This window comes from Micromonospora sp. NPDC047756, assembly GCF_055587245.1.
On sequence record NZ_JBVJGQ010000003.1, the window covers coordinates 754,758 to 768,547 of the forward strand.

The window sequence follows — 13,790 nt, forward strand, 5'->3', positions numbered from 1 at the left end:
TACCCCCGCGAAGCTCCTCAACCGCGGGCGGAACCGGTACGGCGGTCGCCAGCACCCATCGTGACCTGGCAGAGTAGCGGGGTGACCGAGACCGGACCCGCCGCGACCAGGGTGCTGCACCCGCCGGTCGGTTACCGGCTGACCGCCTCGGTCCGCGCCCTCACCTTCAGCCCGTACGACCCGTGCGCCCGGGTGGCGGCCGGCACCTTCTGGTGGGCCACCCGCACCCCGGAGGGTCCGGCCACGCTCGCGCTGCGACCGGCCGGCGGCGAGCTGCTCGCCGAGGGGTACGGGCCCGGCGCGGAGCACGTCCTCGCCCGCGCCGACGCGATCGCCGGGCTGCGCGACGACCTGACCGGCTTCACCGAACTGGCCGCGACGCACCCGCTGGTCGCCCGACTGGCCCGGGAGCACCGCGGGCTACGGATGCCCGCCACCGGGGAGGTCTTTCCCCGACTGCTGCGCGCGGTCTTCGAGCAGAAGGTCACCGGCAAGGAGGCCTACCGGGCGTACTCGGCGATGGTGCGGCACTTCCGGGAGCCGGCTCCCGGCCCGCTGCAGCCGCTGCTCCTGCCGCCCGAGGCGGCCACCGTCGCCGCGGCCCCGTACTGGGTGTTCCACCCGTTCGGGGTGGAGCAGCGCCGAGCCGACACGCTCCGTCGCGCCGCCGCGCTCGCCGACCGACTGGAGCGCAGCACCGACGCCGCCGACGCCACCCGCCGGCTGACCGCGATCCCCGGGATCGGGCCGTGGACGGCCGCGGAGGTGGTCCGGATCGCGTACGGCGACCCGGACGCGGTCAGCGTCGGCGACTACCACATCCCGAACACGGTGGCCTGGGCGCTCGCCGGCGAACCGAGGGGCGACGACGCCCGGATGATGGCCCTGCTGGAGCCGTTCCGAGGTCACCGGGGCCGGGTGTGTCTGCTGCTGGAGGCGGCCGGCATCCGGGCACCGAAGTACGGCCCGCGCGCCCCGATCCGCTCGTTCGCCCGGTTCTGAGTCGCTGCGGCGCCAGGGTGTTCAGCGACCCGCGCACAGCCGACGCAGGGTACGGCCGAGCCACCAGGCGTACGTGTGCTGCACGGCCCTTACCGCGGGGCCGCCGGCGCGGGTGAACCAGCGGTCCGGAAGGCTGAACGCGCGGACCTCGAACCAGACCGCGCCGGCGTCGTCGCGGACCACCTCGAACGCCTCCTCACCCCGCTCCGGGTGCCCGGGCAGAGTGCCGTAGCCGAAGCCGGCGAGCGTGGGTGAGTCCACGCTCCAGACCACGCGGCACGGCCCCCAGAGGCGGGCCGGGCCGACGCCGAGGCCGGAGGCCACCAGCACACCGGTGGTGGCCCGCGGCGCGTCGGTGCGGATCCGGACACCCGCGGCGCGGTGCAGCCGCCAGCTCAACACCGCGTCGGCGGCGGTCTCGAAGCAGCCGCCGGGCAACGGATACCGGTGGCGCAGGTGGTGGTACCCGCCGGGCAACGGCCCGTGCCGGGTCGACCCCACCTCCGGGTACGTCAACTCGGCCACCGTTGCCCCCTCGACCTCGACCGGACAGGGGTCAGGGTACGGCCGGTGCGGCCGGGCCGCCCGTCGATGGCAGCGGCGGCTGTGGTGTGCTGCCCCGATGACCGCAGAGGCGAGCATCGTTGCGGCCGGTGTCGTGGACGCCGGCGAGATCCTCACCGTCCAGCGCGCCGCGTACCTGAGCGAGGCGCAGCACTACGCCGATCCGTTCCTGCCTCCGCTGACCGAGACGGTGGACGAGGTCGCGGCGGTGCTGGCCGGCCCGAGCATCGTGCTGGCGGCCCGGTTGGGGCACCGGCTGGTCGGTTCGGTGCGTGCCCACCTGGACGGGGACACGGCGCACGTCGGCCGCCTCTCGGTCGCCCCGGACCAGCAGGGGCGGGGTGTCGGGGCGCAACTGCTCACCGCCATCGAGCGGGCCTGCACCGGGCGGGCGTCCCGCTTCACCCTGTTCACCGGGGCGGACAGCGCGCGCAACCTGCGGTTGTACGAGCGGCACGGCTACCGGATCGTGGCGCACCGCCCGGACCCGAACGGCATCCCGTTGGCGGTGTTGGAGAAGCCGGCGGTCAGCCCCGCTCGCAGCGACTCCTGAGCCGGTCGGCCTCCATCCGCACGTAGCGACGGAACAGCCCCCCGTACAGCCGGCCGATCAGGCCGGCCAGCGGGCCGGACTGGCTGAAGGCCAACTCGACGCGGGTACGCCCGTCGGGCAGCGGCAGCAGCCGGTGTTCTGCCGTGGTCCGCACACCCGGCGCGTCGGAGACCCAGACGAACTCCCGATGCTCGGTCAGCTCGGTGACCCGCCAGAGGGCCGGCCGCAGCTTCGGCTGGGTCAGTCGTGCGGTAGCGCCGACGGTCAGCGGCCCCGGCTCGCCCCGCTCGGCCCGCGTCACCGAGTCCGTCCACTCGGGCCAGCGAGGCACGTCGACAAGCACCGCCCAGATCTGCTCGGCGTCCGCCGCGATCTCGGTATCGGCCTCGAACCGCATGGTGTCCCCTCCCCGGCGGCGCCGCCCGGCACCGCCACGGGTGCAGACGAAGCCGCCGCAAGCATTGTGACAGCGAGGTTCACCGCCGTCGGTCCCTCCTCAGTGGAGGCTCACGGGAACGTCCGGTCGCCCGCCGCCACGCACGGATCAGGCGGCCTCGCGGAGGTCGGCCAGGGTGAGCGGGGTACGCCGCCGCAGCAGCTCCTCCAGCTCCGGCACCGAACCCACCTCGCCGAGCACGTTGCGGCCGCCGCCGAACCGCTCCGGATAGCGGCGGGTCAGCCGGAAGCGGTAGCGGCCCCGGATCAGCTCGACGCTCACCCGCCACCGCCCGCAGCAGTCACAGACCCACTCGGACACCTCGCGAAAGTAGCTCTGACCTGGGGATATCCGATCCGCCCGGTCGGGACGAGCGGCGCGGGGGCGGACACGCCGCCCCGCCGCGCACGGTGATCTGCCTCACGACTGTCGGCGCCGTCTGATTGACTGGTCGTCGTGGACCTGCCGATCAACCCGCCGGTCGAGCCGATGCTGGCCAAGAGCGTTCCCAAGCTGCCCACCACGCCCGGGGTGACCTACGAGCCCAAGTGGGACGGGTTCCGGTGCATCGTGTTCCGCGACGGTGACGAGGTCGAGCTGGCCAGCCGGGGCGGCAAGTCGATGACCCGCTACTTCCCCGAGGTGGTCGAGCAGGCCCGCCGGCAGCTGCCGCCGCGGTGCGCTGTCGACGGGGAGTTGATCGTGATCCGGCGCGACGGGCCGAGCGGCCAGCCCCGGCTGGATTTCGAGCTGCTGGCCCAGCGCGTCCACCCGGCCGCGTCCCGGGTGAAGATGCTGGCCGAGACCACCCCGGCCGACTTCGTCGCGTTCGACCTGCTGGCGATCGGTGACGAGGCCCTGCTCGACCAGCCCTACCCACGCCGCCGCGAGCGGCTGGTCGAGGCGCTGGCCGGGGTGCGCCCGCCGGTGCACGTCACCCAGGTCACCACCGACCCGGACACCGCGCGGCGCTGGTTCGACGTCTTCGAGGGCGCCGGGCTGGACGGTTTGATCGTCAAGCCGGCCGACCTGCCGTACGAGCCGGGCAAGCGACTGATGTTCAAGGTCAAGCACGCCCGCACCGCGGACGCGGTGGTGGCCGGCTTCCGCTGGCACAAGTCCGGGCCGGTGGTGGGCTCGCTGCTGCTCGGCCTGTACGACGACGCCGGGGTCCTGCACCACGTGGGCGTGAGCGCGTCGTTCAGCATGGCCCGCCGCGCCGAGTTGCTCGACGAGCTGGCGCCCTATCGGGACATCGCCGGTGAGCACCCGTGGGTGCACGGCGACCACGAGCGTGGCCAACGCATTCCCGGTGGCGTCAGCCGGTGGACCGGCACGAAGAACCTGGAGTGGGAGCCGGTGCGCCCCGAGCTGGTCGTCGAGGTGGGCTACGACGCCATGGAGGGCGAACGGTTCCGGCACACCGCGCAGTTCGTCCGCTGGCGCCCGGACCGCGACCCCCGATCCTGTCGCTACGACCAGCTCGACCGGCCGATCCGCTTCGACGTGGACCAGGTGCTGCGCGGCGACCCGACGGCCACCGTGGACCGAGCCGCCACCGGCTCGGCGTAGCCTGGCCGTCGACCCGATTCCGGAGGACCACGTGATCCGCACCGCCGACCAGCCTCGGAGGGCGTCCAGCCGCGGGGGCCGTCGCACTCTGGCCGCCTTCGTCGTCGCCGCGCTGCTCACCGCCGGTTGCACACTGCCGGCCTTCGCGCCGCGCACCGAGGTGGAGGGCGCGGCCGCCCCGACCGGCAGCGCACCGAACTGGCGGCCCTGCCCGGAGGTGCCCGACGAGTTGGTCGGGCGGGGCGCACCGAACATGCGCTACGAGTGCACCCGGATTCAGGTGCCCCGTGACTGGGGCACCGGCAACGGCGCGAGCGCCGGCCCCGGCGCCGGGCAGACCTTCGAGATCGCCCTGCTGCGCGCCCGGTCCACCAAGCAGCGCGACCGGGTGGGCTCCTTGGTCATCAACCCGGGCGGCCCGGGCGGTTCCGGTGTCGACACCGCCGTCTACCTCTCCTTCGGCGCCCAGTTCGGCGGGCTGCCCGCCTCGATCACCGAGCGCTTCGACATCGTCGGCTTCGACCCGCGCGGGGTCTCCCGCTCCAGCCCGGTGAAGTGCATCTCCGACGCCGATCTGGACGCCAGCTTCGGCTTCGACCCGGACCCGGCGAGCCAGTCGGCATTCGACGGCTTCGTCGGTCTGAGCCAGCGGATCGGTCGCGGTTGCGGCGACCGCTACGGCGACCAGTTGCCGCTGTACGGCACCGAACAGGCCGCCCGCGACATGGACGCGGTGCGCGCCGCCGTGGGCGACGACAAGCTCACCTACCTGGGCTACTCGTACGGCACCCTGCTCGGTGCCACGTACGCCCAGCTCTACCCGCAGCGGGTGCGGGCGCTGGTGCTCGACGGTGCCGTCGACCCGCAGCAGCGGCTGGTCGAGGGCTCGGAGAGCCAGGCCCGCGGCTTCGAACGGGCCTTCACCAACTTCACCCGCTGGTGCGCGGCGAACGCCGGCCGCTGCCCGATCGCCCCGGACGCCCGCGCCGCCGTCACCTCGGCCATCGACAAGGCCAAGGTCTCCCCGGTACGCGGCGACGACGGGCGGGAGGCCACCGCCGGCTGGGTGTTCTACGCCGTCATCTCCTCGCTCTACACCGAATCCGGCTGGCAGGAGCTGGCCCAGGCGATCGACAAGCTCGCCGAGGGCGACCCGAAGGACGTGTTCCGACTCGCCGACGCGTACGCCGGCCGGGAGGACAACGGGCACTACTCGAACCTGTTCGACGCCAACCTGGCCATCAACTGCGCCGACGAGACGGAGAAGCCGAGCCGGCAGCAGATCCGGCAGTTGCAGTCCGAGTGGCGCGGAAAATACCCGCTGTTCGGGCCGGCGTTGGCGGTCGGCATGCTGAGCTGCGTCGAATGGCCGGGCGGGCGTGACCCCTACCCGACCGGGAAGGCGAACGGCGCACCGCCGATCGTGGTGATCGGCACCACCGGCGACCCGGCGACGCCGTACGAGCAGACCCCACGGCTCGCGTCGATGCTGGGCGTCGGTCGGGTGCTGACCTGGGAGGGCGAGGGGCACACCGCCTACCCGCAGACGTCCTGCATCACCAACGCGGTCAACGCCTACCTGATCGACCTGACCGTCCCTCGCGAGGGCCTGCGCTGCCCACCCCGTTAGCCATCCGCGCGCCGCTTAGAGGTTTCTTCACTGGCATTGGACCCCGCTCGGTAAGCCCTGATCGTCACGCCTTCAAGTGGACGAAAACGCCAAATGCGTGATCCCACTAGCCGATCGGCAAAACGGCTGCCCCCAAGCCGTCGGTGGTTTCTATACTTGGCCTCACCCTTGGTGACCGCGGCAACGATGAGCCCCGGACGACTCACTCGGCTACTCTGTGCTTGTGGGCATGGCAGAGTGGTTTGAGTACGACGAACCGCTTGCTCCGCACCTTGCCGCGTTTATCGCGATATTGCGTCGTCGCGCAACGGCATGGCCTGGAGATCCCGCCGACACGTATCTCCTGGCGCCTGACCCGCAAGACGATGCCGACGTAGCCGCATGGGATGCAGATGGGCACGAGATGTTGGCCTGGATGGACGTTGTCGACGGTCTCGACGGTCGCGTTCTGTTTTGCCTGGGGGCGTACCTGGGTGGGGGACGCGTGCGCGGGGACCGAATCCACAGCACTATTCTGAATCTCCCGAAGCAGGCAACAGAACTAGCGTTCGAGGTTGCAGGAACTGTCGAGGAGTGCGCAGAGGCAACAGCGTCCTGGTTTGAGACCCAACTTCGCCGGCCCGTCGTGCGCCAGGAGTGGCTCCGTGGTGACATCGTTCAGTCACAGCGATGGCGGTTCGCCGACACGGGCATGGAATTAATTCAGACGGGATTTGGGACCGCCGACGGACCACCTCATCGCACTATTCGTGTTCGGGGAACCTGACGGGCCCTACGACCAGCACTTAATCCACGTTCATCAAAGGGTGGTCAGCGACGAGGCTTACGGCCATGACCCACGGCTGCGGCAAATACCCGTCAGGCGCGACTGGGCTATGTCATGGCCGTGACCCCCCGCGTCGGCTGATCACCGGCCACTGTTCCACGACCTGATCTGCTGGCTGCTTCTGGCCGCCATCGCCTATCAACTGGTGCCCTCGGGTCGAGGCGCAGAGGGGACGCCACGGACCGCTCTGCGCCGTGCCGCCACAGGACATCGACGCCCACCTCGCGCACCGCTGGCCGCTGATCCGCCCCAACCAAGCATCGGCGAGATAGATCTCCCCGATGCTCTGCAGTCGAGCCCGCCGCTACCCGCCCCTGTCGGGATGGCCGGCCATCGCCGGCCGTACTGAAACCACTGCACCCCCTCATCACCCAGCACGACGTCATCAGCCACTACCCCGGCAAGCCCACACCGAGCCGCCTTTACGATGTCGATTGAAGTACTAGATGCCGCCTCGCCCCCATGAGCCCGGGTCAAAGCCGATCGTTGTCGGATAGTTCTTTGGGCGAGACCATCGCTGACAAAATTTGCAGACGTTGATGGGCTTCTTACTTGCGGGTCGAAGCGCAACACTATAACGAATATCTTTTGGCCGGGCGCCTCTCTTGACCAGCGCGTTGCGACAAAGGGTCTCAGAACAATAGTTCTTTCCCTTCGCCGTACTCTTAGCGGCAGCCACCCAGTTGCCGGTACGAATGTCAACGGCGCCAACGACAGTCGAATGACCTCTGATCTTCGATCTCGTCATCGTGAATTCCATCAGGCTGATAAGCCTGTCTCGGGCGGCCGTTGCCTGCTCAAAGGCCTCTCCCGTGGATACCCGCCCCAGATCCACCGGGCATCCCTCAATGATGGTGTCATTGTGGACGAGGACGTCGGTATCGCCGACCAGGACGTAGTAGGTGTGGATGTCGTCGACGGTGAGGTTGTGAACCGTCGCGACCGCGCCATAGGCGACGACCGCGATGACGCTGACCCGAGCACCGTCCGGGCTCAGTAGCAGATCACCCTGCTTCAGGTGTTCCGCCCGCAGCCACTCACCCTGATTGTCGACCCAGAACGGGTGGCCGTCGGTGGCGGTTACCGTGCCGTCGGCCACGCCGTCACTGTCGGAGTCGATGCTGATGTCGACCAGCTTCTTCTGCCCGTCGCCGGTGATGAGGGCGGTGACCGGTCGGGCGCCTTCCTTGCCCGACTCCGGGTCGGCCGCCCACACGACGTCGTCGAGCTGAATCTCCTCAATGGCCTTGTAGCTGCCATCGGCCATCAGGACCGGCGTACCGGGCAGGAAGCTGTTACAACCGCTCGGCCGTTTCCCCTTCGCAGCTTTCTTGACCGCGCCGACGCCACGAGCAGCCGTCTTCGCCTGCCGGACGCCCGGCACCATCGACGCGATGCCCATGGCACAGCCCGCCGTGTCGCCACCCTTGCAGGTCTTCGCGGTGTCGATCGCGCCTGCCACCGCCGACACGGCGGCGGCAGCGGCCGCCACCACCTGGGCCGGGGGCGGCAGCACCGCCGCCACCATGGCTATCCCGCCCGCGACCGCGGAGATGGTGCCGGCGTTGTTGACCACGGTCTTGACCGCAGACTTGGCGGTGTTTGCCACCGCGTTGGCGGCCCGGCTGGCCGCATTCTTGATCTTCCCGAAGAAGAGGCCGTCCGGGTCGGCGAAGGTGACCGGGTTGTTGTTCGCGTAGGCGAACGGGTGCATCCGCTGCGGGTCGTACTCGTCAGTCTCCGGGTCGACGGAGATGAACGCGCCCAGCGCCGCGTCGTAGAACCGGGCACCCAGCAGCGACAGGCCCGTCGGATCGCTGATGCCGCCGACGAAACCTCGCTGGCCGGAGGGCCAGGTGCCGCCGGTGCCGCCCGAGCGGGCGTTTCCGAACGGGTCGGAGTATCGGACCGTCTCCACCCGGGTGACCGAGTTGACCGCCCAGTGCGCCGAGTCGTGCTGGTCGGAGGCGAGCCAGGTCAGGTCCGTCGGACCCGTCGCGGTGGACGCGGCCCGAGAGGCGACCGTGTCGCCGGCGTGCTGGTAGTACCGGGTCGCCGTGGTGTCCTGACCCTGAACGACCAACTCCTGCCCGGCGACGAAGACGGTGGCCTGACCGTTCGGGTCGATCCGGGCGATCCGGTTGCCATCGGCGTCGTAGACCATCCGGGTCTCGCCGCCCGGTCCGGTGATCTTCTGGAGTTTGCCCTGAGGGTTCCACTCCAGGTTCTCGGTGACCCCGTCGACCTTGCGGTAGGTGAGGTTGCCGGTGGCATCCCAGTCGTAGTGGTCCACCCGGCTGCCGGTGGTCACGGTCCGAACCGCGTGTGGCTGGGCGGCGTTGGCTGCGGCGTACCCGTAGTCGGAGGCGACACCGGTACGACGGTCGGTGACCGACTTGCGGGAACCGTCCGCGTGGTAGGCGTACGCCTTCCAGTACGGCGACTTACCGCTGATGGCGCCCGCGGTCGGCTCCGCGGCACAGGTCGTGGTCGCCTGCGTCCACGCCTGGCTGAGGCGCCTCAACTGGTCGTACTGGAAGCACTGGACGTCACTGTCGCCAGGTCGAGGTTTGTCGTCGTTGTCGAGCGGCGTGTTCGCCATCGACAGGACGTTGCCCTCGTGGTCGTAGTCGTAGGCGAGGGCGGCGACGTTGTTGACCGTCGCGTCCCGGTCGAAATAGAACTCCTTGAGCCGGCGGGTCGGGTCGTCGTAGACGTAGGTCTGGTACGCCTGCGGCTTGTTGTTGACGCCGAGGGTGCGCTTCAGGACCTCGCCGTAGGGCGAGTAGGTGGCGGCGTCGACGTAGACGGTGTTGGTTCCCGACGGGTACGACGTGCCCACCAGTCGCGTGACATTGCCCAGGTCGTCGTAGGTGTGGCCGATCGTCTCCCGCTCCAGGGCACCGGTCTTGGGAACGTTCATCCGGTCCGGCGACCCGTCGGCCTTGAAGGTGTACGTCGAGACGTACGTCCCGGCCGCCGTCCCCAGGCCCGACATCGCCGGGATGCGCGCCTCCTCGTCGGCGACCTGGTAGGCGTCGCTGTACGCGAAGATCTCCCGGACGAACTGGTGTCCGTCGACGGTCGACACCTGCTTGGACAGGTGCCCCTTGGCCACCGTGTCGTACGCCCACTCGGCGGCGAGCTGACCGTTGACCAGGCGCTTCTTCTGCCGTCCGAGGACGTCGTACTCGGTGGAGACCACGTCGTCGAGGGCGTTCTTCGACGAGGTCACGTCGTCGTCGTTGTCGTAGGTGAGGGTCGTCTCGCCCTTGTCCGGGTCGAGCGTGCGCACCTCCCGGCCGCGCAGGTCGTACCCGTACTCCCAGACCTTGCCGGTCGGGCCGGTCACGGTCGCCAGGTCTCCGCGCGGGGTGTACGTGTACTTCGTGGCGTCGTACCCGCCGCTCGGGGTGATCCCGTGGAACTGCCGGAGTTCGGTGGTCCGCTCGTGGACGTCGCTGATGGTCGCGGTGGCCGTGCCGCCCCGCGGCGGGGTGACCGACACCTGCCACCCGTCCGGGTTGCCGCCGTAGCTGGTGACCGTCGCCCACAACTGGCTGTGGCCCGACCAGGTGCCCTCGTTGACGACCCGTCCGAGGGCGTCATGACTCAGGACCGTGCGGACGCGGTCCTCGCCCGGGTTGAGTTGCAGCAGCTCGTTGGTCGGCGCTCCGGTGAGGTAAGCCGGACCTGCCCGATGCGCCTCCAGGCCCCGGTCGTTGTAGCCGGTCGACTCGACCAGGCGCTTCCCACCGAGGGAGTCCTCCTGCGTCTGGACAGGCCGGTACAGCGAGTCGAAGAGCCCGATCTCGGATATGTAGGTCTCGTTGGGTCCGAGTCGCTTGGTGGTGACGGCGAGCGGCCCGTCGGCGCGTACCTGGTAGCCGAACTCCAGGTTCGGAGTCTTGGTCGCCTTGGCCCGACCCGGCAGCCACACCTTGGTGAGCCGCCCCAACGGGTCGTGTGTCAGGTCGGTGCGCTTGTCGTTGGCGTCCACCACCGATGTCGGCTCGGCCCAGGCCGGCTGTTGGGTGGTGGTCGTCTTGTGTTGGAGCGGGTTGAGGGTGACCGTCTGGGTGACCGGCCCCGGACCGGCGGGTGTGTACGTGGTGGTGGTGACCCCGCCCCGGGCGTCCGTCACGCTTCCGATCCGCCCGAGCGCGTCGTAGCTGCTCCGGGAGGTGGTGGCGTAGACGGGTCCGCCGTTCCAGGTGTCGAGGGTGTCCTCGCGGGTCACCAGGCCCTTGCTGGGCGCGGAGCCGTGGGTGTCCGATCCGTCGTGGTAGGTCTTCACGTCGGAGATCACGTCCGCCGGGCGGTTCACCGTCGCCCCGCACGACTTGGCGACCGTCTCCACCCGGGACACCGCCGCGCGGATCCACGCGGTGCCGTTCTTGGCGTACGTGGTGGTGCTGCAGGTCTCGTCGCCGGTACGGGCGGTGTCCCCCAGATCGGACACCGTCTCCGGTTGGCCGTCCGAGTCGTAGGTGGTGCGGGTCTCGGTCCGCGCCCACTTGTTCGGCGCCAGCAACTTGCGGGTCTTCACGACCGACGGGCCGGTGAAGTACGCCCGGTCGGTGCCCCCGGTGTGGGTCCGCGCGGCGGTCTGGCGGGTCCAGTACTGCGTGGTGGACGCCTCGACGACGTCCGACCCGTCGAGGGTCGCCTCCTCGAGCGCGGCACCGGCCAGCGCCGGATGGTCCGAGAACGTGATGGACTCCGAGTCGGACACCTGCACGGTGCGCCGGCCACCGCCCGGCAACGGCTGGTCGTCCAGGCCCCGGTAGAACCGCTTGCGAGTCGTCAGCGGTACGCCCCGACCCGGCTCACCGACCTTCGTGACCACCTGGGAGTAGCCGCGCCACTGCCCGTACGTGCGGTGCTTCTTCTTGGTGAACTCACCGTCGTCGTAGCCCCACAGGACGCTCGTGCCGCCCCCGTCGGTGCTGTACTCGTACCGCGTCGTGATCGCCGGCTGGTCGGCGGTCCGGTCGATCTCGGAGATCTCGGTGACGACGTACTTGTGGAACCAGTCCCGCTTCGGGTCGGTGTAGCCGTCCGGAGTCCAGTACACGGGGTAACACAGCCGTGAGTTGGTCTCCGGTGAACCCGGCAGGTCGTTCAGGTCACAGTCAGCCTCGGAGTACGTGACGTGAATGTCAGCACCCGACTCGGTGCGGATGTTCTGGATCCGCCATCGGGAAAACAGCGGCGCACCCGCCAGGACATTGGCCCGGTTCACCAACTCCACCCCGGTGAACCGCACCGGCGGATCCGTGACGGTGCCACCGACGTGCCCGGCGTGCACGATCTCCTTGAGCCACAGCGACGCCGAACCGGCCACCTTCGGCGCCTTGAACTCGTGGCTCAGACTCCACGACTCGACGTCGGGGAACGCGCTGCCGTCACGTACCTGGGTGGTGATCTTCGTGAGTCGCTTGGTGCTGAAGAAGACCGGTGCCAGCTTGTCCGTGCAGGGGGCCTCGGCGCATTCCTTGTCCCATGGCACGTCCGGCCAGTTCGCCTTGACCGGCTTGCCGTCCTTGTGGCACTCGGTCACCAGGCACCGGTCGGCGACGCTGAACACCACCCGCCCGGTGGCGGCGACGCTCGAATAGTTGGCGTGCAGCCCGTAGTCGATCCGCGTCAGGTAACCGCCCCGGGTGAACGACTGCCGGTTGTTCTTGTCGTCAGCCGCGCCGTAGTGACCGGTCTCGCCCTGGTAGTAGTAGCGGACCGTGTTGCCGTGCACGTCCACGGTCTTGTCGAGCATCCAGCGCCAGGCCTGCTTGCAGGACGAGTCCTTGAAGTCGGTGGCGTGGCAGTCCTCGCCGGAGTGGTTGCCGAAGACCGGCATCGTCCACCGTGAGTCGGTCGCGGCGGCCTCGCCCGCGAAGAAGTAGCGGGTGCCGTCGGGCGTGGTGACCGTCCAGCGTTCGGTCGTGGCGCTGCCCGACGTCGCCGGACTGCCGTCCAACTGGATCCGCCAGTTGCTGTCGCTCTGCGCCCGCCAGGCTCCCGAGGCGTCATCCTTGATCAGGGACGTGTTGGTGCCGTTGAGCGAGACCGTGACGTTCGGTGAGTCACCCTTCCAGCACTGGTCGTAGGTCTTCTTGTCCTTGTTGTTCGGATCCTTGCCGGCGACCGCGTCGCGGTCGTCGGTGCAGGTGGCGTAGGTACGTTCGATGAAGCCCGGCGCGTAATCCCACCCGTCGCCGACCCACGACGCCTGATTGTTGGCGCCGGCCATCCGCCCGTCGACCACCTGTGACGAGTAGTCCAACGACATCTCCGGCAGCGGACCCTCTGCCGGCGGCAGGCGCAGCGGGTTCGAGTAGGAGAACCCTCCGGAGCTGTCTCCCGCGGTCCAGGATCCGGACGCCTTCAGGTCGGTGGCCTTGTAGTCGCCCTCCTCCGAGGACTCCTCGGCGGTGATGGCGAAGACCATCGGCGCCGCACCGGAGAAGTCGACCCTGGTCGACAACGTGCTGGTGACCGGGTCGTTGGTCGCGTCAACCCGATCGGTCTCCTGGCACTCCGACCGCTGCGGGGTCGTCGCCGCGCAGGCCGGCAGCCGTTTGAGGGTCAGCCGCTCACCCCAGCCCGCGCCGTAGAGCTGCCGGATCTGTGCGTAGTCGAAGGCCGCGTCGACCGTCCCGGCGTCGCCGTTCACCACGATTACCGGGCCGCTGACCCCGAGTCGGCGGGAGTGCTGCTCGTCCAGGAGTTCCACGCGCGCCTGGGTAGGGACACGCTTACCGGTGACGGTCGAGGCCGTCACCGGCAAGCCACCGGCGAGGCCCCGCACCGCCGACGCCGACTGCCGATCGCCCTCGAGTTGCCGCTCGCGCCGCGTCTCGGCGACCGCCAGCGTGGCCGCACCCGCCTTCGGCCAGGTCGCGTGCTTCGGCCCCGCCCACCTGCCGCCGTCGTCCGGAAGCGGGGTCCGGTCGACCGGCACCCGGCGGGCGGTCTCCGCCTTGGTCGCCTTGACGGGACGGTCCCCGGAAGGAACCGGGGATGCCTGAGCGGCTTGGGGAACCGTGAGAGTCGACGCCACCAGCACCGCGAGGCTGCCCAGGGCGATCAACCGTCGGGGACGGGAAAGGAGGGTGGGAGAATTCGGCATGGCCTCTTCCTGACGGGCGAGGGGTGCAAGGGAGGTCGGCAGGTACGGCAAGGCCCGCGGCGTCCAGCCGCACCC

General features: G+C 69.9%; 8 protein-coding genes. 4 read left to right on the plus strand and 4 right to left on the minus strand.

Annotated elements, in window-relative coordinates:
• Positions 1 to 81 precede the first annotated feature (81 nt).
• Complete coding sequence (locus ACZ6NZ_RS12820) at positions 82 to 1,002, plus strand: DNA-3-methyladenine glycosylase family protein (protein WP_465858359.1); 921 nt, start codon at positions 82 to 84, stop codon at positions 1,000 to 1,002.
• A gap of 21 nt (positions 1,003 to 1,023) precedes the next feature.
• Here the strand turns inward: ACZ6NZ_RS12820 and ACZ6NZ_RS12825 are convergent, their stop codons facing one another.
• Complete coding sequence (locus ACZ6NZ_RS12825) at positions 1,024 to 1,527, minus strand: DUF1990 family protein (protein ID WP_357226770.1); 504 nt, start codon at positions 1,525 to 1,527, stop codon at positions 1,024 to 1,026.
• A 97-nt stretch (positions 1,528 to 1,624) separates the two neighbouring features.
• Between ACZ6NZ_RS12825 and ACZ6NZ_RS12830 the strand changes: the two genes are divergently transcribed.
• A complete protein-coding gene (locus ACZ6NZ_RS12830) occupies positions 1,625 to 2,119 on the plus strand; it encodes a GNAT family N-acetyltransferase (RefSeq protein WP_465858360.1) in 495 nt (164 codons plus the stop codon).
• On the opposite strand, the gene ACZ6NZ_RS12835 is transcribed toward ACZ6NZ_RS12830, so the two are convergent.
• Together ACZ6NZ_RS12835 and ACZ6NZ_RS12840 are read right to left on the minus strand one after the other, a co-directional pair.
• Positions 2,094 to 2,516 carry an SRPBCC family protein gene (locus ACZ6NZ_RS12835; RefSeq protein WP_465858361.1) on the minus strand — a complete coding sequence of 141 codons (423 nt, stop codon included), beginning with the start codon at positions 2,514 to 2,516 and terminating at the stop codon, positions 2,094 to 2,096. The two genes, ACZ6NZ_RS12830 and ACZ6NZ_RS12835, sit on opposite strands and share 26 nt — an antisense overlap.
• A gap of 147 nt (positions 2,517 to 2,663) precedes the next feature.
• Positions 2,664 to 2,876: a hypothetical protein gene (locus ACZ6NZ_RS12840; RefSeq protein WP_124858806.1), complete on the minus strand. Its 213-nt coding sequence runs from the start codon at positions 2,874 to 2,876 to the stop codon at positions 2,664 to 2,666.
• Positions 2,877 to 3,011: 135 nt separating this feature from the next.
• Between ACZ6NZ_RS12840 and ACZ6NZ_RS12845 the strand changes: the two genes are divergently transcribed.
• Positions 3,012 to 4,127 carry an ATP-dependent DNA ligase gene (locus tag ACZ6NZ_RS12845; RefSeq protein ID WP_366607214.1) on the plus strand — a complete coding sequence of 372 codons (1,116 nt, stop codon included), beginning with the start codon at positions 3,012 to 3,014 and terminating at the stop codon, positions 4,125 to 4,127.
• Positions 4,128 to 4,215: 88 nt separating this feature from the next.
• Positions 4,216 to 5,757 carry an alpha/beta hydrolase gene (locus tag ACZ6NZ_RS12850; protein WP_465858427.1) on the plus strand — a complete coding sequence of 514 codons (1,542 nt, stop codon included), beginning with the start codon at positions 4,216 to 4,218 and terminating at the stop codon, positions 5,755 to 5,757.
• Between the two features lie 1,268 nt (positions 5,758 to 7,025).
• Here the strand turns inward: ACZ6NZ_RS12850 and ACZ6NZ_RS12855 are convergent.
• Complete coding sequence (locus ACZ6NZ_RS12855) at positions 7,026 to 13,715, minus strand: polymorphic toxin-type HINT domain-containing protein (protein WP_465858362.1); 6,690 nt, start codon at positions 13,713 to 13,715, stop codon at positions 7,026 to 7,028.
• Positions 13,716 to 13,790: the final 75 nt, after the last annotated feature.

Bases quoted from the DNA above. Each gene is read 5' to 3' on its own strand.
- ACZ6NZ_RS12830 (WP_465858360.1), top strand. From the start codon at position 1,625: ATGACCGCAGAGGCGAGCATCGTTGCGGCCGGTGTCGTGGACGCCGGC.
- ACZ6NZ_RS12835 (WP_465858361.1), bottom strand. From the start codon at position 2,516: ATGCGGTTCGAGGCCGATACCGAGATCGCGGCGGACGCCGAGCAGATC.
- ACZ6NZ_RS12855 (WP_465858362.1), bottom strand. From the start codon at position 13,715: ATGCCGAATTCTCCCACCCTCCTTTCCCGTCCCCGACGGTTGATCGCC.